The sequence below is a fragment of the Actinoplanes sp. NPDC049548 genome, assembly GCF_040676695.1.
Taxonomy (GTDB): domain Bacteria; phylum Actinomycetota; class Actinomycetes; order Mycobacteriales; family Micromonosporaceae; genus Actinoplanes.
This window is the reverse complement of the sequence record NZ_JBFAPM010000015.1, coordinates 1-18,794: the sequence shown is the minus strand read 5'-3', so window position 1 is coordinate 18,794 and position 18,794 is coordinate 1. Positions and strand designations below refer to the sequence as shown.

The 18,794-nt window shown below is 73.8% G+C and carries 14 protein-coding genes; 7 read left to right on the top strand and 7 right to left on the bottom strand.

Annotation, left to right across the window (positions count from 1 at the left end; translation table 11 throughout):
* Positions 1-37: 37 nt before the first annotated feature.
* The gene (locus AB0J80_RS26510) at positions 38-1,825 is read left to right on the top strand and encodes an alpha/beta hydrolase (RefSeq protein ID WP_364709920.1); all 1,788 of its coding nucleotides are present in this window, start codon (positions 38-40) and stop codon (positions 1,823-1,825) included.
* Between the two features lie 8 nt (positions 1,826-1,833).
* Here AB0J80_RS26510 and AB0J80_RS26505 read toward each other — a convergent pair whose 3' ends face one another.
* The gene (locus AB0J80_RS26505) at positions 1,834-4,170 is read right to left on the bottom strand and encodes a VIT domain-containing protein (protein WP_364709917.1); all 2,337 of its coding nucleotides are present in this window, start codon (positions 4,168-4,170) and stop codon (positions 1,834-1,836) included.
* Positions 4,167-4,802: a MerR family transcriptional regulator gene (locus tag AB0J80_RS26500; RefSeq protein WP_364709915.1), complete on the bottom strand. Its 636-nt coding sequence runs from the start codon at positions 4,800-4,802 to the stop codon at positions 4,167-4,169. The genes AB0J80_RS26505 and AB0J80_RS26500 overlap by 4 nt, the downstream gene beginning before the upstream one ends.
* Before the next feature lie 86 nt (positions 4,803-4,888).
* On the opposite strand from AB0J80_RS26500, the gene AB0J80_RS26495 reads away from it, so the two are divergent.
* Both AB0J80_RS26495 and AB0J80_RS26490 read left to right on the top strand, forming a co-directional pair.
* Positions 4,889-6,508 carry a diguanylate cyclase gene (locus AB0J80_RS26495; protein WP_364709912.1) on the top strand — a complete coding sequence of 540 codons (1,620 nt, stop codon included), beginning with the start codon at positions 4,889-4,891 and terminating at the stop codon, positions 6,506-6,508.
* A gap of 4 nt (positions 6,509-6,512) precedes the next feature.
* Entirely contained in the window at positions 6,513-7,220 is a 708-nt protein-coding gene (locus tag AB0J80_RS26490) for a cyclase family protein (protein WP_364709910.1), read from the top strand.
* Here AB0J80_RS26490 and AB0J80_RS26485 read toward each other — a convergent pair.
* Positions 7,196-9,280, bottom strand: a complete 2,085-nt coding sequence (locus AB0J80_RS26485; protein ID WP_364709908.1) for a peptidase M6 immune inhibitor A — start codon at positions 9,278-9,280, stop codon at positions 7,196-7,198. The genes AB0J80_RS26490 and AB0J80_RS26485 overlap by 25 nt on opposite strands.
* A 271-nt stretch (positions 9,281-9,551) precedes the next feature.
* Here AB0J80_RS26485 and AB0J80_RS26480 point away from each other — a divergent pair, with 271 nt between their 5' ends.
* Positions 9,552-12,059: an FtsX-like permease family protein gene (locus AB0J80_RS26480; protein WP_364709905.1), complete on the top strand. Its 2,508-nt coding sequence runs from the start codon at positions 9,552-9,554 to the stop codon at positions 12,057-12,059.
* A 9-nt stretch (positions 12,060-12,068) separates the two neighbouring features.
* Here the strand turns inward: AB0J80_RS26480 and AB0J80_RS26475 are convergent, their stop codons facing one another.
* The 3 genes from AB0J80_RS26475 to AB0J80_RS26465 form a co-directional block, all read right to left on the bottom strand.
* Complete coding sequence (locus AB0J80_RS26475; RefSeq protein ID WP_364709903.1) at positions 12,069-12,335, bottom strand: hypothetical protein; 267 nt, start codon at positions 12,333-12,335, stop codon at positions 12,069-12,071.
* 63 nt (positions 12,336-12,398) lie between these two features.
* On the bottom strand, positions 12,399-13,205 hold the full coding sequence (locus tag AB0J80_RS26470) for an ABC transporter permease (protein WP_364709900.1): 807 nt from the start codon (positions 13,203-13,205) through the stop codon (positions 12,399-12,401).
* A complete protein-coding gene (locus AB0J80_RS26465) occupies positions 13,202-14,101 on the bottom strand; it encodes an ABC transporter ATP-binding protein (protein WP_364709897.1) in 900 nt (299 codons plus the stop codon). The genes AB0J80_RS26470 and AB0J80_RS26465 overlap by 4 nt, the downstream gene beginning before the upstream one ends.
* Before the next feature lie 131 nt (positions 14,102-14,232).
* Between AB0J80_RS26465 and AB0J80_RS26460 the strand changes: the two genes are divergently transcribed.
* Both AB0J80_RS26460 and AB0J80_RS26455 read left to right on the top strand, forming a co-directional pair.
* On the top strand, positions 14,233-15,501 hold the full coding sequence (locus AB0J80_RS26460; RefSeq protein ID WP_364709895.1) for a histidine kinase: 1,269 nt from the start codon (positions 14,233-14,235) through the stop codon (positions 15,499-15,501).
* Complete coding sequence (locus AB0J80_RS26455; protein ID WP_364709893.1) at positions 15,498-16,169, top strand: response regulator transcription factor; 672 nt, start codon at positions 15,498-15,500, stop codon at positions 16,167-16,169. Before AB0J80_RS26460 ends, AB0J80_RS26455 begins: the two co-directional genes overlap by 4 nt.
* An 18-nt stretch (positions 16,170-16,187) precedes the next feature.
* On the opposite strand, the gene AB0J80_RS26450 is transcribed toward AB0J80_RS26455, so the two are convergent.
* A complete protein-coding gene (locus AB0J80_RS26450) occupies positions 16,188-17,384 on the bottom strand; it encodes a dipeptidase (RefSeq protein ID WP_364709892.1) in 1,197 nt (398 codons plus the stop codon).
* Between the two features lie 217 nt (positions 17,385-17,601).
* On the opposite strand from AB0J80_RS26450, the gene AB0J80_RS26445 reads away from it, so the two are divergent.
* On the top strand, positions 17,602-18,794 hold a 1,193-nt coding region (locus AB0J80_RS26445; protein ID WP_364709889.1), incomplete at its 3' end, for a DNRLRE domain-containing protein.

Sequence of the window (18,794 nt, the reverse complement as noted above, 5' to 3'; positions counted from 1 at the left end):
CCGATTCGTCTGATACCTCCGCTGAAAGGGCGCCCGCATGCCGCTCACCCTCCGCCTGCTCGCCGCGAGCGTCGCCGGGCTCGTCCTCGCCGGCGGGGCCGCGGTGCCGGCCGTCGCCGCGCCCGGCACGTCGGTGACCGCATCCGGCACGTCGGTGACCGCGCCCGGCACGCCGGTCGCCGGGATGGACGCGGCGGGGAGCGCGGTCACCAGCGCCCTCGAGGCCCGCCGGGTCGGTGCCGTCGCCACCCCGCATCTGCGCTGGTACGCCTGCTACAGCTGGGCCCAGTGCGCAACCGCCCACGTCCCGCTCGACTACGACAACCCCCACGGCGAGCAGACCACGGTCGCGCTGCTGCGGGTGCGGGCCAAGGACCAGCGGCACAGGATCGGCAGCCTGTTCGTGAACCCGGGCGGCCCGGGTTCCTCCGCCACCTCTTTCGCGCTCGTGGCGCCGATGGTGCTCAGCGACTCACTGCTGGAGCGTTTCGATGTCGTCGGCATGGATCCGCGTGGCATCGGGGCCAGTGACGCCGTCTCCTGCTTCACCGACGCGGGCCGGCAGACCGCGGCGCTCAAGGGCATGGGTGTGGCATTCCCGGTGGGCGCGAAGCAGACGAGGACGTACCTGAAAAGCGTCCGCAAGCTCGCCACCGGCTGCTCGACCACCGGGCGCCGGCTCGCCGGCGCGATGTCCACCGCCGAGGTGGCCCGGGACATGGACGTCATGCGCCGCGCCGTGGGCGACAAGAAGCTCAGCTACCTGGGCTTCAGCTACGGCACCGCGCTCGGCCAGTACTACGCGAACATGTTCCCCGACCGCTTCCGCGCCATCGCCGTCGACGGGGTCATCAACCCGCGGTCGTGGATCGGCTCGGCGAGGACCCAGGGTGTGATCCAGGACGAGCGGCTCGGGTCGGCGCAGGGCGCCGAGCGGGCGTTACGGCGCATCCTCACCCTCTGCGACAAGGCCGGCGAGAGCCGGTGCGCGTTCGCCGCCGGCGACCCTGTGCGGCGCTTCGCCACCCTTGCCGGGCGGCTGCGCGCCAGGCCGGTCACCCTGGAGGGTGTCAAGGTCACCTACGCGACATTCATCGGGTACGTCCTGACGTCGCTGTACGCCGCTGACGCCCCGGACCAGGTCACCGGCCTGGCACGCGACTTGTGGGCACTGACGTCCACGCACGCGTCGGCGAGCGAGGTGGCCGCAGCCGCCTCGTCGGTGCAGGGCCGCGCGTTCCCGTACGACAACTCGCTCGACGCGTACGCGGCGGTCATGTGCACCGACGGGCGGCACCCGGCCAAGGTGGCGTCGTGGCCGGCGAAGGTGGCGAAGGCCGCCGAGCGGGCGCCGTACTTCGGTCCCGCCTGGGCGTGGGCGAGCGCCCCGTGCGCCCGCGACATCTGGCAGGTGCGCGACGAGGACGCCTACACCGGACCGTTCACCCGGCGGACCCGCAACACCGTGCTCGTCGTCGGCAGCTACTGGGATCCGGCGACCAACTACTACCAGGCCGTCGGCTCGGCCGGGTTGCTCGCCCACGCACGCCTGCTCAGCAGCGACAACTTCGGGCACACGGCGTACGGGACGTCGCCGTGCGTGACGGCTGCGATGGACGGCTACCTGCTGCACAAGACGTTGCCCGCGAAGGGTGCCGTCTGCCGGGCCGCGCAGCCGTTCACGACCGCGCTGGAGCAGCCGGTCCAGGAGACGGCGGCGGCCCTGGATCTCGCCACGGCCTCGAAGGCCGAGATCGCCGCCCAGGGCCTGCCGCCCGCGGACGCGCCGAAGCAGCTTCCGCCGGTCGGCACCTTCCCGTTCTGAGCAGCCGGTCAGCGCTTCCAGAACGCCTTGCGCTGCCCGGCCGCGGGTGTGAAGCCGTCCAGCACCCGCCGCGCGTACGCCCAGTCGGCCGCCGGGTCGCCGCCGGTCCGCAGCCGCTCGGCCAGCTCGCGCAACGCGGTGACCTCGGGCGCGGTCATGCCCTCCAGCAGGGCGGTGAGCCGGGTGCCCAGGTCCGCCAGCAGCTCCCGGCGTTCGGCGAGCGGCCGGTTCTCCGCCTCGCACAGCCGTTGCGCCTCGACCGCCACGATCGCGGTGAGGTCCTGCAGCGTCAGCCCGGTGCCGGCCGGCGCGACCGCCTTGCGGTTGAAGCCGCGTGCCATCACCCCGGACGGTACGGCCGCGAACGGCTGCGGACCCCGGGCGGCCTGGCCCCGGACCGGCGCGAAGCCGGGCCGGCCGGGCATCGGGCCGCCGGGCGCGGGAGCGGCGGGTGGTGGCATGGCCGCCGCGGCTCCAGCCACCAGGAAGGGCCGCGGCTGGGCGGCGTCGAACAGGTCCCACCCGGACGGCGACTCGACCGGCTGGGTCACCCGCCGGCTCCGGCCGCCCTCGTTGACCACGCGGCTGTCCACGGCGACGAACGCGGTGAAGCGGCACAGCACCCCGTAGCGCAGGGACGTGCTGACGATCTCCTGCTCCAGGGAGTGGTCGCCGGCGGCGTACCGGTCCTCGAGCTCACGGAGCCGCGTGCGCGCCCACTGGGCCGTCACCGCGGGCTCGTCGCGGCGTTCGACCGGGACCTCGACGGTGAAGGCGCTGTCGTCGCGGTGGCGTCCCCGCACGGTTACCGCGGACGGCGCGGCACCGGTGGAGCGTCCGAACAGGACCAACGGTACGCCCGGGAAGATCGACTGTGGCCGGCCCGGCCTCATCCCGGTCACGGTGACGTCGGTGACCAGGGGTGAGCCGATCCGCCGGTGGATCTGCTCCATCGCCTCGTCCAGCCGGTCCTCGCTCTCGACCAGCTCGCAGCGGCCGGCGCCGAGCGCGGCGAGCCGGCCCAGGAAGCCGGCGTTCACGGCTCGGTCGATGCCCACGGTATGCACCCGGGTGGTGCCGATCAGCGCGGTCACCTCGGCGAGGATCTGGTCCTCGTTGCCGACCTGGCCGTCGGTGACCAGCACCAGCACCCGCTCGCGCCCCTCCACTCCGGCGAGCAGGGACAGGCCTTCGCGCAGCGGGGCGAGCAGCTCCGTGCCACCGCGGGCGTCGGCGCGGGCCAGGTGCTCGACCGCGCGGAACCGGTGGCGGTCGGTCGCCTCGGCCAGCCCCTCGCCGAGGTCGTCCGGGCGGCCGACCTGGTGGTCGAAGGTCAGCACCGCGAACCGGTCGTCGGCGGTCAGGGTGTCGACCACCCGGGCCGCGGCACGCCGGGCGGCGACCATCTTCCAGCCGCCCATGCTGCCCGAGCGGTCGAGCACCAGCACCACGTCCTTGGGCCGGGCCGGTGCGTCGGCGGCGGCGGGCGGCAGGACCACCAGCTGGTACGTGCCCTCGTCGCCGTCGGGGTCCGGCACGAACACCGCCCCGGAGCCGTCGCCGGCGTACGGCAGCCGCAGGACGAAGTCGCGGTCCGCGCGCTCCCCGGCCGCGATCTCGACCCGGCCGCCGGAGGTCGTCACCGTGTGCAGGCTCGAGCGCACCTCGCTGAGGGGGAGACCTGCGGTGTCTATGTCGACGGAGATCGACAGCCGCAGCGGGTTGGGGAAGCCGGGCAGCAGCACCGGGGGGGTGATCCGGGAGGCGTCCGGCACGGCGTCGGTGTCGCGGACCTGCCCGGCGCCCACCGGGGTGTCCGCCAGCGGCGTGCCCGGCACGTACCGGGGTGCGACCACCAGCGGGAAGCGGAACGTCGCGGCGCCGTCCTCCCAGGGCAGCGGGCCGGCGAGCGTCAGCTCCACCACGACCCGCTCGCCGGGAACGATGTTGCCGACCCGCATGGTGAAGACGTCGGGCCGTTCCTCCTCGGCGATGGACGCTCGCTGTCCCGCGGCGACCGCCTGGTCGTACGCCTCCCGGGCCGCCGCCCGCTCCTGCAGCACGGCCGCGACCGTACGCCCGTCGGCGGTCATGGTCATCCCGGTGACCGCGGCCCGGTCGGGCAACGGGAACACGTACGTGGCCTCCAGCGCGGTGTCGTACGCGTTGACGAACTCGGTGGTGACCGTGGTGTGCGCGACCAGCCCGCTGATCCGGGCCCGGACGTCGAGCCGGTCCAGCGGCAGGTTGCCGCGGTCGGTGCGCAGCGCCCCCAGACCGGCGTCGGGCAGGATCCGGATGCGGTTCAGCTCCGCCGGCTCCATCGGCGTGACGGACAGGGTCATGACGGGCTCCCATCGTCGGGGGTGGGCTCGAGCGGGTCTCGGGCGGCGGACAGGTCAGGGGTGGGCACCAGCAGGCCTCGGGCGGCGAGCAGGTCGAGCAGGGGGCGGGCGGCGGTCGCGATCGCGGCGTGGTCGGCCGGCTCCGGGCGTACCGGAAGAACCAGGATCGCCCCGCCGCCCAGCGTGACGCCACCGACCTCGGTGACCAGCGGCTGCGATGGGGAAGGAGAGGGGGAAGAGGTGGCGGGTGCCGCCGTCCAGAACCGGGGCCGGCCCGGTGCGGCGACCTCCGCGTCGCCGGCACCCGAGAGCAGCTCCGGTGGCACCCGGGCCGCAGCGGCCAGCTCCGCATCGCTCGCGCCGGCCAGCTCCGCCTGGATCGCGGCGAGGGAGTGCCCCTGCGCCTGGCGCCGCTTCACCGCCACCAGCTGCATCACATGCCGTGGGCCGTAGAGGGCGGTGCGGCCTCGCATCCCGGCCGGGCGGTCGACCAAGCCGGTCGTGGTGTACCACCGGATGGCCCGCCGGTCGGGCACGTCGCGGACCCGGCCGTTGGGCGCGCCGGGATACTCCGCCGCCAGGGCCGCGCGTACCCGCTCCACGAGCTCGTCCATCGTCCACACGCCGACCATACTGACACTGTCAATATGACAGTGTCAACGTCGGTCGTTTCCCTTCAGTGACGGCACGGCCCGCCGATGCGTCAGGCATGCCGGACGTGAGGTTGACCGAGGCCGAGCGCGACGCGGTGTACGCCGAGGCGGTCGCCCGCCACCCGGATGCCTTCGTCAGCGCGGTCACGCCGTCCGGGCTGTTCGCCGGCCTGCCCGCCGGTTTCGAGCTGGGCACCCTGCGCCCGGTGGTCGGGCCCCGCTCGGCGCTGGACATCTTCGTCGCCGAGGACCACCCGGTCGTCATCGACGCGTGGCACGAGTTCCTGACCCGCGGCACCGCCACCTGCCGGGTGCGCCCGATCGCCGCCCCCTCCCAGCTCGTCGAGCTGCGGATCTTCGACCTCACCCACCGGTACGGCTTGCCGCTGGTCCTCATCGCCGGCCTCACCGGCGACGGCGGCGACGGGCCGCTGGAACACGAGCCGATCAAGCCGCGCCTGATCACCGTCCGTAAGGACCTCAACGCCGTCATCCTCGGCGCCGACCCGGAGGTCGTCCAGGTGCTGGGCTGGACCGCGGAGGAGCTCAAGGGCACGCGCGCGGTCGACCTCATCCACCCCGACGACCGGGTGCGGGCCATCGCCAGCTGGATGGACCTGCTGTCCACCTCAGACGGCGCGGCCCGCCGGGTACGCCTGCGCCACCTGCACCGCGACGGGCACGTCGTCTGGTTCGAGATCACCAACCACAACCGCCTGGCCGATCCCGAGGTGGGCGAGGTCGTCGCCGACATGCTCGACATCTCCGACGAGATGGCCGCCCAGGAGGCGCTGCGGGCCAGCTCGCAGCTGCTGCGCCGGCTCACCGAGACGATCCCGATGGGGATCGTGCAGATCGGCACCGACCGCCGGATCGCGTACCAGAACGAGCGCGCCGCCCGGGCCATCGGCGCCGACGCCGGCGAGATCCTGGGCGGCCACCACCTGGACCGGATCGTGTCCGCGGACCGGCCCGCCATCGAGGCGGCCATCGACGCCGTGCTGGCCGGGCACGACACCGACGCCGAGTACGGCTACCACCACGCCGCGCGCGGCCTGCGCCGGGTCCGTGCCAACCTGCGCTGTCTCACCGGTACGGCCGGGGCGGTCACCGGCGCCATCATCTGCCTCACCGACGTCACCGAGGACGTGCGGCTGCGCGAGGAGCTCAACCAGCGGGCGACGTACGACGCGCTGACCGGCTGCCGCAACCGCGCCGCCACGCTCGCCGCCCTCCAGGAGTCGCTGACCGGAACCGGAGCGACCCGCGGCACCGCCGTCGTCTTCATCGACCTCAACGAGTTCAAGCAGGTCAACGACGTGTACGGGCACGCGGCCGGCGACCGCCTGCTCACCCACGTCGCCTCCCGCCTGCGCGCCGCGGTTCGCGACGGCGACGTGGTCGGCCGGTTCGGCGGCGACGAGTTCGTGGTCATCTGCCCCGACGTCCCGGCCGCCCTCGACGCCCGGCACATCGGCCAGACCCTCGTGGCGGCCCTCGCCACCGGCGGACTCGACGTCGAGGGCGGCCGCCTGCTGCCCCAGGCGAGCATCGGAGTGGCCTGGGGCGACCCGCGGACCACGGCCGCGGACACCCTGATCGCCCGCGCCGACGCCGCCATGTACGCCGCCAAGAAGAGCCGCACCGGCCGCCTCGCCCTGGTCCTCGCCGACCCCGCACACTGACCGGATGCAGCTGAACCTCGTCAGCCTCTCGCACGTCGCCGACCCCGCGGCCGCATGCCTCTACCCCGGCGACCCGGCGTTCACGACCGACACCGTCGCCACCATCGCGCGCGACGGCTACCGCCTGAGCTACGTGCGCCAGGGCGAGCACACCGGCACCCATTGGAGCGCGCCCGGCCACTTCACCGAGGGCGCCGCGCTCGCCGACGACCTGGAGCCCGACGACCTGTTCCGCCCGGCCGTCAAGATCGACGTCCGGGACCGGTGCGCCGCCGATCCCGACTTCGCCCTGTCCCGCGCGGACCTGCTGGACTGGGAGGAGGAGCACGGGCCCATCCCGCCGGACTCGTTCGTGGTCCTCTGGACCGGCTGGGACGCCAAGTGGGGCACGGACGCCTACTACGGCCGCGACGCCGACGGCGCCCTGCATCAGCCGGGCTTCGGCGTGGACGCGGTGCGGTGGCTCGTCGACAGCGGGCGGCTGGGCCGGCGTGGCGGCACCGGCACCGACACGTTCGGCCCGGACCCCGGCACGGACACGGCGTACGCGGCCTCCCGCCTCGTCCATCAGGAGCACCGGCTCAGCCTCGAGGTGCTCGCCAACCTCGCCGCCCTGCCCGAGACCGGCGCGTGGATCCTGTGCGGCGGGCAGATCGTGCGGGGCGGCGCCGGCTCCCCGGCCCTGATCTACGGCGTGCTGCCGCCCGGCTGAGCAACGCCGTTCACGGTCAGCGCGTAGGGCGCGTACTGGTCGACCTCGCCGGTCGGCTCGTCGTAGGCGACGATCGCCACCACCTTCGGGTACGCCCGCAGCGCCGCGAACTGCCCCACGGGCACCTGCCGCGCCCGTTTCCCGGCATCGTCGAGCCCGACCAGCCGCACGTTCCACGCGTGCACCGCCACCGGCACGATCTGCGTGGGCGAGCGGAAGCCCTTCAGCGTCGTACCGTCGCTGACCGTCCGGCCCCCGAGCATCACGTCGTCGACGAACCAGCCGCCCTCGTTGACGCCGCCGTCGCTGACGTAGCGCAGGCCCAGCAGGACCCGCTTGCCGGCGTACGCGGAAAGGTCGTAGGTGTGTTTCTCGAAGCCGTCCGTGGTTCCGGTGACGCCGGGGCCGAGCGGACCGGCGACGGTCCGGTCACCGGCGACGGCCCGGTACGTGCGACCCCCGTCGGCCGACACGGTCACGTACCCGTAGTCGTAGCCCTTCTCGGCGCCGTACCGGGCACGCAGCGTGAGGGTGGCCGACCCCTCCGGGACCCGCACCGGAACCACTGCGGCGGCGTCGGTGTCACTCGCGTCGCCGGAGAACAGGGCGCCGTCGCGTACCGTCCACTCCAGCGGGAGCGAGGGCAGCGTGCGGGCCCCGCGGAACCGCACCGACCGTAGGTCGGCCCCGCGCAGCGACCGCCCGCGGGCATCGCGCAGCCGCACATAGTCGGCACCGTTCGGGGCCGCGCCGGGCCGGTCGTAGGACGCCGGGTTGGCCAGGTTGACGGTGGAACGCAGGCTCGCGGCGGTCACCCGCTCCCGCGGTACTCCGATCATCGTCCCGTCCTGGGCGACCTTGTCCACCAGGGTCATGGTCTGGAAGTCGTGCAGCACGCCGTAGAGCCGCACCTTCGGGCCGAGCGCCGTCTGCACGGCGGCGAGGCCGTGGTGGTCACCGTCGCGGTGCAGCCGCGACAGCACCCCGGCGCCGAACCGGTCCCGTAGGTAGAGCAGGAACTGGTACGCGTTGCCGTAGTCGGCGAGCACCTCCGCGGGCTCGCTCTCGGTCCACAGGTTCAGCGAGTTCTGCGCCCCGCCGCACTCGCGCGGGTTGGCGTTGAACGCCGTCTTCACGACCGCGAACCCCTGGAAACACACCAGGTGCGAGTCCGCACCCGGGTGGTACACGGTGGCGGTGCCGTCGGCGTATCCCACGAGGCTCTGCGCGTAGTCCGACAGGCCCTCGTTGACCCACAGGTCCTCGCCCGGGTCGGTGTAGTGCTGCAGCAGGTGCTGCCACTCGTGGGCGAACGTCCCCTCGTACATCCGCGGGCGCGCGGGCCGGCTGGTGCACAGGTCGCCGGTCGGCTCGTCCGGCGGGCTGGCCCCGGTGCGGTGCTGCCAGTCGTACGCGTCGATCGTCATGACATTGCGGTCGACGAGATCGTTGAGCTGCTCGGAGAAAAAGCCCGCGATGTACGTGGCCGCCGCGGGAAAGTCGTAGTAGTTGTCGTCGCGGACGTTGTCCACCAGCGTGACCGTCCGCTGCCCGGCGCCGGTGTAGTCGCCGGAGAGCTGCGCGCCGGAGCCGTCGCGGTCCGGTGGTGTGCTGAACGCGGCGGTCTCGCGCGGGAAGATCGTCGAGTCGAACTCCCGCACCAGGCCGGCGATCTGCGCGTCCGTGACCACCGTGGACCCGGCGGGGCGGCAGTCGCCGGCCGGGAACGCCACGTCGTCGGCCACCCACACCTCGATGTGGTCGCCGATGCCGCGGAGTGTGTAGTCCTTGCGGTAGAACCGCCCGTCGATGTCGTCGAGGGCAGGCCATTTTCGCACCGTGCCGGCCGGCGGCGTGGGCCCGGCCGCGGCGCGGCGCGCGAGACCGGGCCGGCGCCGCTCCAGGCCGGCGGTCGAATACGTCTTGCGGGCCGGCTCCCGGACGTCGTCGATCACGGCCGTCCTGGCCGGGGCGGGCGCCGCGACGCCGGACGCGGCGGGCGGCACCAGGGGAGCGAGGAGGAGAACAGCGGCGGCGGCGAAGCGGTATGAGGCGCGCACAGCACAGGACGGTACAGGGAGTAAACGCCCGAAACCGGGCATGACGCGCAGTCCGGGGGAAGGAACGCGACCGCGTGGGCCGGCCGTCCATCGGCCGAAAGGCAGATCCCCGTCCGCCCGCCTTCCTCTCGTGCGGCCGATGCGCCCGCCACCGATCGCCTGCAGGATTCCGTGGTCACCGACTTCCACGCAGAGGACGATTTCCGATGAGTTCGAGTCCCCTCCGGCCGCCGAGCCGGCCCCGGCAGCCCTCCTCCCCGGGACGGCAGCGATGAGCCGCGCCGTCCTGCGTACCCAGCTCGGGGGCGTCGCCCGGCGGCCCAGCCGGCTGCTGCTGACCGGCCTGGCCATGCTGGTGGCGTCGTTCGTGGTCTACTCCGTGGTGCTGGCCTACCGGATCGCCGAGAACACCATCGTGGACGGGGTCAAGGACCCGGCGGCCGGTGTGGTCGTGGAGGGTGACCTGCCCGTGGGCCTGCTGCGGAAGCTCGACGCGGTCCCGGGCGTCGCCGGGCACGCCGCGCGGATGAGCGGCTCCGTCCAGCTCAGCGGCGGCTACCTGGAGGTGACCGCGGATCCCGGTGGCGGCCCGCTCGCCGAGGCCACCGTCCAGCAGGGCCGCTATCCGAAGGCCGAGGGCGAGATCGCGGTCACCCCGCGTACCGCCGAGCGGCTCGGCCTGCAGGTCGGGGCGAAGGTCGCAGGTGAGGTGTCGGCCGGCGAGGGCGGCAAGGGCAGACGGGCCGAGCTCACCGTCGTCGGGGTGGTGGACGGACAGAACGACTGGGGCCAGAACGCCTACAGCACCGAACGTACGGTGATCGACGTGCTCGGGGTCGGCACCTTCGGGCGTGCGGACCTGCGGCTGGACCCGGGCGTCGCGCAGCAGACCGCGAGGAAGGCCGTGGAGCAGGTGACGAGGTCGGCGCCGACCGCTCCGGACGGCTCCGAGACCCGGGTCCTGACCGGCGACGAGTACCACGCACGTGAGGTCGAGGGAGCACTCAACGGCGCGAAGAACCTGCTCCTCGTGGTCAGCGTCTTCATCCTCATCGCGGTGGTGGCCGCCGTACTCGTGGCGATCTCGACGTTCCGGATCGTCTTCGCCCAGCGGATGCGGCAGCTGGCTCTGCTGCGGGCCATCGGTGCCGGGCGCCGCTCGATCTCGCGCGCGCTCGCCGTCGAGGGCGCCGTCACCGGCCTGGTCACCGGCGGCGCCGGCGTGCTGGCGGCGCTCCTGCTCGGGCAGTTGGCGCCGCCCGTCGCCGCAGCCTTCGGCGCGAAGATCTCCGGGCCGGGCCTTCCGGTGACCGAGGGTCTGTGGGTGGTGGCGCTGGTGGTCTTCCTGACCCTCGTGGCGGTCCTGTCGCCCGCCCGTGCGGCGGCCAGAGTCCCGCCGCTCGAGGCGTTGCGCTCCGCCAGTACCGCGGCCGGGCGGCGTGACATCGGAGTGGCGCGGTGGATCCTCGGCATTCTCCTGGTCCTCGGCTCGGCGGGCCTGGCCGCGCTGGTCTTCGCCGAGATGCCCACCGCGGCCACCGAGCACTACGATCCGACCGGCCCGCTCTTCGGCACCGTATTGTCCGCGTCCCTGGCCTTCTTCGCGCTGGCCGTGCTGGGTCCGGTGCTCGTCCGGCCGTTCCTCGCCGTGGTGGGCTGGCCGCTGCGCCGGCTCGGCCCGCTCGGGCGGCTGGCGGTCGGCGGCATCGGCGGCGCTCCCCGGCGCGCGGCGGCGGTCTCGGTCGTCGTGGCCCTGGGCGTCGCACTCGTCGGCGGCACCCTGGTCGCCGGCGCGTCGCTGCGTTCCGTTCTCGAGCAGCAGGTCGCGGTGGAGGCGCCCGCGGACTTCCAGGTCTCGGCCGAGAACTCGACGCTGCCCCGCAGCATCGTCACCGCTGCCGGGCAGCGCCCCGAGCTGACCGGCGTGACCTTCTACCGAAGCGTGTTCGACATGGTGGTGGACGGCAAGGAGGACTCCACCTTCAGCTCCCTCGACATCGACCCGGCCGCGCTGCCGCAACTCGCCGGCATCGCCCGGGTCGGCCCGGGACAGATCGCGGTGGCACGATGGGCGGCGGGCGGCATGGGAGTCCGCGAAGGCGACCGGGTCACCGTCCGGCTGCGTGACAGGACCACCGAGGTCACCGTCGCCACGCTGCTCAACCCGTCTGCTCCGCTGGGCCTCTCGGTGCTGATGAACCCGGCCGACATGACGAAGCTCGGCGTCCCCGCCGCGCCGACCGCGATGGTCGCCAACGCAGCAGAGGCGGGCGAGGCGGGCCGCACGGCCGGGTCCAAGGCCCTGCGCGAGCTGCTCGCTGCCGAACCCGGAATGGGCGTGGAGGTCCTGGCCGACCAACGCGACGAGATGGACCGGACCCTCACCATCGTGCTCGTCGTCGGGGTAGCCCTGATCAGTCTCACCGTGCTGGTCGCGGTGGTCGGCGTGGGCAGCACGGCGGCGTTGTCGGTCGTCGAGCGGACCCGCGAGTCGGGCCTGCTGCGCGCCGTGGGACTGTCCCCCGGCGGCCTGCGCACGATGCTGACCGCCGAGTCCAGTCTCTACGGCGTCGTCGGCGCCGGGTTCGGGCTGCTCATCGGCGTCCCGTACGCGTGGCTGGCGGTCCGGACGCTGGACGTGAACGCGCCGCTGCGGCTGCCCGCCGGCCAGCTGGCGACGGTCTTCCTGGCGCTCGTCGTGTTCACCGCGCTGGCCGGGGTGCTGCCGGCCCGGCGCGGGGCCAAGGTGAGCCCGGTGACGGCACTGGCCGCCGACTAGCGCTGCCGGCTACTCGAAGAGCGAGTGGTCGCTGCCGCCCTCGGTCCGTGCCCGCGCGCGGCGCCGCAGCTGCACCACCACCGCATCGCCGACCGCGATCAGCGCCCACGCCGCCAGCAGCCAGCCCGGCACCGTCCATCCGGCACGGAACAACAGCACGGACAGCACCGTGCACACGACGAAGCCGAACAAGGCCAGCACGAGCCGCAGATTGAGCGCGCTGTACGGCTCGTCGACCGTGCCCCGCCGGCCGGGTGGCTGCGCACCGATCGGCATACCGTTCACCCTACCGCCGTCCCGGCCGCCGCGAACCTGCGCGGCGGCCGGTCGGTGCCACCGTCAGGAGATCTCGCGGCGCAGGACCCGGATGGTGCCCAGCACCAGGGGCAGCCCCACCCACAGGGCGCACGCCGCGGCGAGCCTGGCCCATTGACCGGCGGCCATCGACGGTTCGCTCAGCGGTGCCGCCGTGATGTTGATGTCGAGCCACTCGGCCGCCTTGCCCAGCCACTTCACCATCGCGCCGAGCGCCGACCACGCCGTCGGGATCGCGAAGTACAGCACGATGGCCAGCGGCGAGTTCATCAGCAGCGCCCCGAACGCCGAGCCCATCAGGACGAACAGGACCTGGTTGAGCAGGAGCCGGGCGACCTGTTCCGCGGTGATGTGCCAGCTGCCGTCGCCGCCGGTGCCGAGGACGACCAGGTTGGCCGCCGCGGAGAGCAGCGCCGCCGCGGCGGTCGCGGCGATCGCGATGAGCACCGTCGCCGCCAGCTTGGCCGCGATGACCCGCCCCCGGGCCGGGGTCAGGGTGAAGGTGCCGAGCGCCGTGCGTTGCGACCATTCGCTGGTCATCGAGAGGATGCCGAGCACGGGCAGCAGCACGCTCGCCGGCAGCAGGCCGAACGAGAGCAGCCCGTGGTACGTCTGCTCGGCGTCCGGGACCGCCGTGATCATGATGACGGCCGTGGCGGCCGAGGCCAGGCCGATCACCACCAGCAACCAGAGACCGGCCCGGGTGTCGGCCAGCTTGCGCAGCTCCACCTGGGTGAGCCGGGCGAAGGACACCCCTTTTTCGGTACGGCTACCGCGCGCATCAACCGCAGCGGCGGCCGGAGAGGTCAACGGGCTCTGCACCGCGGTCATCGCACGGCCTCCTTCACCGAGTCACCGGCGGTCAGGGTCAGGAACAGGTGCTCGAGTCCGCTGCTGCCCGCGGGGCGCAGCTCGAGCAGGACGAGTCCGGCGTCCGCGGCCGCCCGGCCGACGGTCTCCGCGTCAGCAGGGACCACGACACCCCCGTCGGTCGTGGCGGTGCCGGTGAGCCCGGCGTGGTGCAGCACCCGCTGCAGGGCCCCGGCATCGAGCGCGCGGACCATCGTGCCGGACGAGGCCAGCAGGTCGGCCTTGTCGCCCTGGGCCACGATCCGGCCGCCGCCGATGACGACCAGCCGGTCGGCTACCGCCTCCACCTCGCGCAGCAGGTGCGAGGAGAGCAGCACCGTGCCGCCGCGGTCGGCGAAGTCGCGCAGCAGCCCGCGCATCCAGAAGATGCCCTCCGGGTCGAGGCCGTTCGCCGGCTCGTCGAGCACGAGGATGCCGGGGTCGCCGAGCAGCGCGTACGCCAGCCCGAGCCGCTGCCGCATCCCCAGCGAGTACGCCCGCACCCGGCGCTTGGCGGCGGTGTCGTTGAGACCGACGCGCTCCAGGCTCTCGTCGACCCTCCGCTTGTCGACGCCCATGGTCAGCGCGGCGAGGGTCAGCACCTCCCGCCCCGTCCGCCCGGCGTGCTGGGCGGACGCGTCGAGCAGCACGCCGATGCGCCGTCCCGGGTTGCCGATGCGGCGGTACGGCACGCCGTCCACGGTCGCCGTACCCGAGGTCGGAGGGGTGAGTCCGCAGATCATCCGCATCGTCGTGGACTTGCCGGCCCCGTTGGGACCGAGGAAGCCGGTCACCGTGCCGGGCCTGCAGGTGAACGAGACGTCGTCGACGGCCGGGTGCGTCCCGTACCGTTTGGTGAGGTTCTCGACCGTGATCATGCGTCCCAGCGTGCCGGGACCGCCCGGTCGGGCGCGTCGGCCGCCGGTCGATGCCGGCGAACCTTGGTCTAGCGCGGCTTACGACTTTGGTCGGTATCGGCGCCGCGGACGGCGACCGTACGATGGCGGCCATGGGGGAGCTGGCGCCGGTGCGCCCGGACGAGCAGGCGCCGGAATACCGCTGGCTGCTGCCGGCCGCCCTGCGCGACGAGGCCGACGGCCCGCCCGGGCCGCGCTCGACCCGCGACTGGCTCATCGACATCCTGTGCTTCGTCTGCAGTCTCGGCTGGACCCTGCTGGTGACGGCGGATCTGCTCGATCCGCACCCCGAGATGGTTCCCCAGTGGAGCAGCACGCCGACCTGGCTGATCCTCGGCGACCTCGCCATCGGCGTCGTGTTCTCCGTCTCGCTGTGGTGGCGCCGCCGCTGGCCGGTGCACCTCGCGGCCGGCGTGCTGGTCTTCGGGACGGTGTCGGTCACCATCGCCATCGCCGCCCTGGTCATCCTCTTCTCCGTCGGGGTGCACCGCCGCTTCGCGGTGACCGCCGTGGTGACGGTGGCCGGACTGGCGACCAACGCGGCGTTCTGCGTGATCCGGCCCGAGAACGACACCCCGGTGCTGGAGTCGCTGTTCTGGAGCATCGCGATCCTGCTCATCGTGCAGCTGTGGGCGATGATCGTGCGTGCCCGCCGGCAGCTGGTCGTGTCGCTGCGCGACCGTGCCGACCGGGCCGAGGCCGAGCAGCAGCTCCGGGTCGCCCAGGCGCGCGCCCTCGAGCGCACCCGTATCGCCCGCGAGATGCACGACGTCCTGGCGCACCGCATCTCGCTGCTCAGCCTGCACGCCGGGGCGCTGGAGATCCGGCCGGACGCGGCGCCGGCGGAGGTGGCCAGCGCCGCCGGGGTGATCCGGGCGAGCGCCCACCAGGCGCTGCAGGACCTTCGCGAGGTCATCGGCGTGCTGCGCGAGCCGGCCGGCGACGCCCCGCCCGAACGGCCCCAGCCGACCCTGCACGAGCTGCCGGCCCTGGCCGACGAGTCCCGGGCCGCCGGGGTCAAGATCCGGCTGGACGTACAGGTCGACGAGCCGCAGGAGGTGCCGGCGGGCACCGGGCGCACCGCGTACCGGATCGTGCAGGAGGGGCTGACGAACGCGCGCAAGCACGCACCGGGCACGGCGGTCCGGGTCGCGGTCGGCGGCGCGGCGGGGAAGGGGATCACCATCGACATCCGCAATCCGGCGCCGGTCGGCCGCCCGGTTCCGGCGGCGCTCCCGGGTGCCGGCACCGGGCTCATCGGGCTGGCCGAGCGGGCCACCCTGGCCGGTGGCCGGCTCACCCACGGCCGCTCCGCGGACGGCGACTTCGTGCTCGCGGCCTGGCTGCCGTGGCCGGCATGAGCGGCCCGCCGCCCGCCCCCATCCGGGTGCTGATCGTGGACGACGACGCCCTGGTCCGGGCCGGCCTCACGATGATCCTGTCCAGCGCGGACGACGTGTCGGTCGTGGCCGAGGCAGCGGACGGGTCCGAGGTGCCGGCGGCGGTGGCGGCGCACCGGCCGCACGTCGTGCTCATGGACATCCGGATGCCGCGCGTCGACGGGCTCGCCGCCACCGAGACGCTGCGGGCCCGCCCCGGCGCCCCCGAGGTCGTCGTGCTGACCACGTTCGACGCGGACGAATATGTGCTGCGCGCGTTACGGGCCGGCGCCAGCGGCTTCCTGCTCAAGGACACCCCGCCCGTCGAGATCCTGCATGCGGTCCGCCGGGTGGCCGGCGGCGAGGCGACGCTGTCGCCCACGGTGACCCGGCAGCTCATCGCGCACGTGGCGGCGCCCGACGGCAACACCGGCCGGCATCGCGCCCGGCACCTGCTCGAGACGTTGAGCGACCGGGAACGCGAGGTGGCCGTGGCGCTGGGTCAGGGGAAGACGAACGCGGAGATCGCCGGCGAGCTGTTCATGAGCGTGGCGACCGTCAAGGCGCACGTCTCGCGCCTGCTCACGAAGCTCGACCTGAACAACCGTGTGCAGGTGGCGCTCCTGGTGCACGACGCCGGCCTGGTGTGACCCGGTGAGGCGTCTCCGTCAGGCCGGCCACATCGGCTCGGTGGCGTGTTCCTCCGCCGCCCGCAGCACCCGCAGGATGTTGCGGCCGGTCAGCTTCTCCAGATCGGCCGCCGCCCAGCCCCGCGCCGCCAGTTCGGCGAGCAGGCGCGGATAGCCCGACACGTCCTCGAGTCCGGCCGGGAGCCGGTCGCAGCCGTCGTAGTCGCCGCCGAGCCCCACGTGGTCGACGCCCGCGGTCTCGCGGACGTGCTCGACGTGGTCGGCCACCTGGGCGATGGTCGCCTCGGGGCGGGGATGGGCGGCCAGCCAGGGCCGGAAGGCGGCGGGCGGGTGGTCGCCGCCCGGCCCCTGCGGCACGGGCCGGGCGGGGAGCTCCTCGCCCGGCCGGGGTGCCCGCGGCCAGGCGTCCAGGTCGCCGGGCAGCCCCAGCCGTTCCCATTCCGCGTCGGCCGCCTCGGTCCACGCCGCCACCTCGGCCGAGACGAACGGCGGCACGAAGGTCACCATGCACACGCCGCCGTTGTCGCGCAGCTTGACGAGGACGTCGTCGGGTGCGTTGCGGCGGTGGTCCGTGACCGCCCGCGCCGACGAGTGACTGAAGATCACCGGGGCCGTGGCGGCGTCCAGGGCCGCGTGCATGGTGGTCGTCGCGACGTGCGACAGGTCCACGAGTACGCCGATGCGCTGCATCTCGGCGACGACCGCGCGCCCTTCGTCGTTGAGCCCGCCGCAGCCCGGTTCGTCGGCGGCCGAGTCGGCCCAGGACGTGTTGTGGTTGTGGGTCAGCGTCACGTAGCGGATCCCGAGCCGGGCCAGGGCCCGCAGCACGCCCGGCGACGACCCCAGGCTGTGCCCGCCCTCGACTCCGATCAGCGAGGCGATCCGGCCCGCCCGCTGCGCCCGGGTCACGTCCGCGGCGGTGTACGCGATCGCGAGGTCCTGCGGGTACGCGGCGACGAGCCGGTACACCGCGTCGATCTGCTCGAGCGTGGCCACCACCGCCTCCGGCTCCGGCAGGTCGGAGGGGACGTACACGGACCAGAACTGCCCGCCCACGCCGCCCGCCCGCAGCCGGGCGATGTCGGTGTGGAACTCCGGCCGGTCCGCCGCCAGCCCCTCCACCCGGTAGCCGGCTCGGGCGCGCAGGGCCATGGGCAGGTCGTTGTGCCCGTCGATCACGGGCGTGGCCGCCAGGACGGCGCCGATGTCGGTCACGGGGCTCCCCCTCTCGGACGATCATCGCGCGGCGAGCATATGACCGTTGCGGACCCGTGTGCGCCCCGGCTCGCCCCGCGAAATCCTCAAGTCTCGCCGTTCGGGTCGTTCGCAACCGGGCCGCACCGCGACGGGCACGATGCGCGCACCGTACGCCCCGGAATCTTCTTCCCATGCCCGGCCGAGACGCGGCCGGACAACGCGGGGGAGATGAAAAGTGCGTCGTGCGAAGCTGACGAAGTCCGTGACGGCCCTGGCCGCCTTGGCCGCCGGCGCCGGAGCCGTGGCGGGTGCCGCCCCGGCTGCCGCCGCCCCGGCCGGGGGCGCCGAGCTGAAGCTGGCCGCCACCGACGACGCGTACGTCTCGAGCGGCCGTAAGAGTGCCGTCTTCGGCGCCGAGGACAAGCTCGCGATCGGGCGCCTCAAGGGCGACGCCAAGACCGCGTTCCTGCGCTTCGAGGTCCCGGCCGGCACCGCGGTCGCCGCCGCCCGGCTGCGGCTGACCACGGTCGGCGGCGTGGCCGGCCGGCTCACCCTCGCCCGCGTAGCCGGCACCGCCTGGTCGGAGCGCTCGCTCACCTCGGGCAACGCCCCCGCGCTCGGTGCGGTCGTCGCTTCCGCCACTCCGGCCCCCGCTGCCACGGAGGTCACCTTCGACCTCAGCAAGGTCGTGAGCGGTCCGGGCGCGTACGCCTTCGCGCTGCAGTCGTCCGCCACCGCGATCACCCGGCTCCGCTCGGCCGAGAGCACCGGCGGCCCGGCCCTGATCATCTCGACGGCCGCCGCTGCGACCCCCGCGCAGCCGCAGCCCCAGCCGACCGTCCCGGCCCAGCCCGAGCCGGCGCCGAGCACCCCGCCGGCCACCCCGATCGAGGACGAGGACATGCCGCCGCCCGCCGCCCCCGCGGCCGGTGACTGCGTGACCGACAAGCTGCTCGTGCCGTCGTGTGGCGTGCTGTGGGGCGCCGCGGCCGGTGGTTTCACCGACGCGCCGCGCGATGCCGCGCTCAAGGACTGGGAGAAGCTCAGCGGCCGCACCGCCAGCATCTTCCACACCTACCACAAGGGTGACGAGCCGTTCCCGACCAAGTCGGAGATGGCCATGGCCCGCGACAGCGAGCACCCGCGCGTGCTGCTGATGAACTGGAAGATCGCGTACGGCTCGACGTGGGCCAAGGTCGCCAAGGGTGAGCAGGACGCCCGCATCGACCGCTTCGCCGCCCGGATCAAGAGCAGCTTCCCGGAGAAGTTCTTCCTGGTGCTCAACCACGAGCCCGAGAACGACGTCATCGCCAAGGCCGGCTCCGGCTGGGAAGCCAAGGACTTCGCCGCCATGTACCGGCACACCATCGAGCGCCTGCGCGCCAAGGGCGTCGACAACGCGATCAACGTGATGGCGTACATGGGCAA

Excerpts from the sequence above, each read along its gene's own strand:
- AB0J80_RS26510 (WP_364709920.1), top strand. The coding sequence starts at position 38 with ATGCCGCTCACCCTCCGCCTGCTCGCCGCGAGCGTCGCCGGGCTCGTC.
- AB0J80_RS26505 (WP_364709917.1), bottom strand. The coding sequence starts at position 4,170 with ATGACCCTGTCCGTCACGCCGATGGAGCCGGCGGAGCTGAACCGCATC.
- AB0J80_RS26500 (WP_364709915.1), bottom strand. The coding sequence starts at position 4,802 with ATGGTCGGCGTGTGGACGATGGACGAGCTCGTGGAGCGGGTACGCGCG.
- AB0J80_RS26490 (WP_364709910.1), top strand. The coding sequence starts at position 6,513 with ATGCAGCTGAACCTCGTCAGCCTCTCGCACGTCGCCGACCCCGCGGCC.
- AB0J80_RS26480 (WP_364709905.1), top strand. The coding sequence starts at position 9,552 with ATGAGCCGCGCCGTCCTGCGTACCCAGCTCGGGGGCGTCGCCCGGCGG.
- AB0J80_RS26475 (WP_364709903.1), bottom strand. The coding sequence starts at position 12,335 with ATGCCGATCGGTGCGCAGCCACCCGGCCGGCGGGGCACGGTCGACGAG.
- AB0J80_RS26470 (WP_364709900.1), bottom strand. The coding sequence starts at position 13,205 with ATGACCGCGGTGCAGAGCCCGTTGACCTCTCCGGCCGCCGCTGCGGTT.
- AB0J80_RS26465 (WP_364709897.1), bottom strand. The coding sequence starts at position 14,101 with ATGATCACGGTCGAGAACCTCACCAAACGGTACGGGACGCACCCGGCC.
- AB0J80_RS26460 (WP_364709895.1), top strand. The coding sequence starts at position 14,233 with ATGGGGGAGCTGGCGCCGGTGCGCCCGGACGAGCAGGCGCCGGAATAC.
- AB0J80_RS26455 (WP_364709893.1), top strand. The coding sequence starts at position 15,498 with ATGAGCGGCCCGCCGCCCGCCCCCATCCGGGTGCTGATCGTGGACGAC.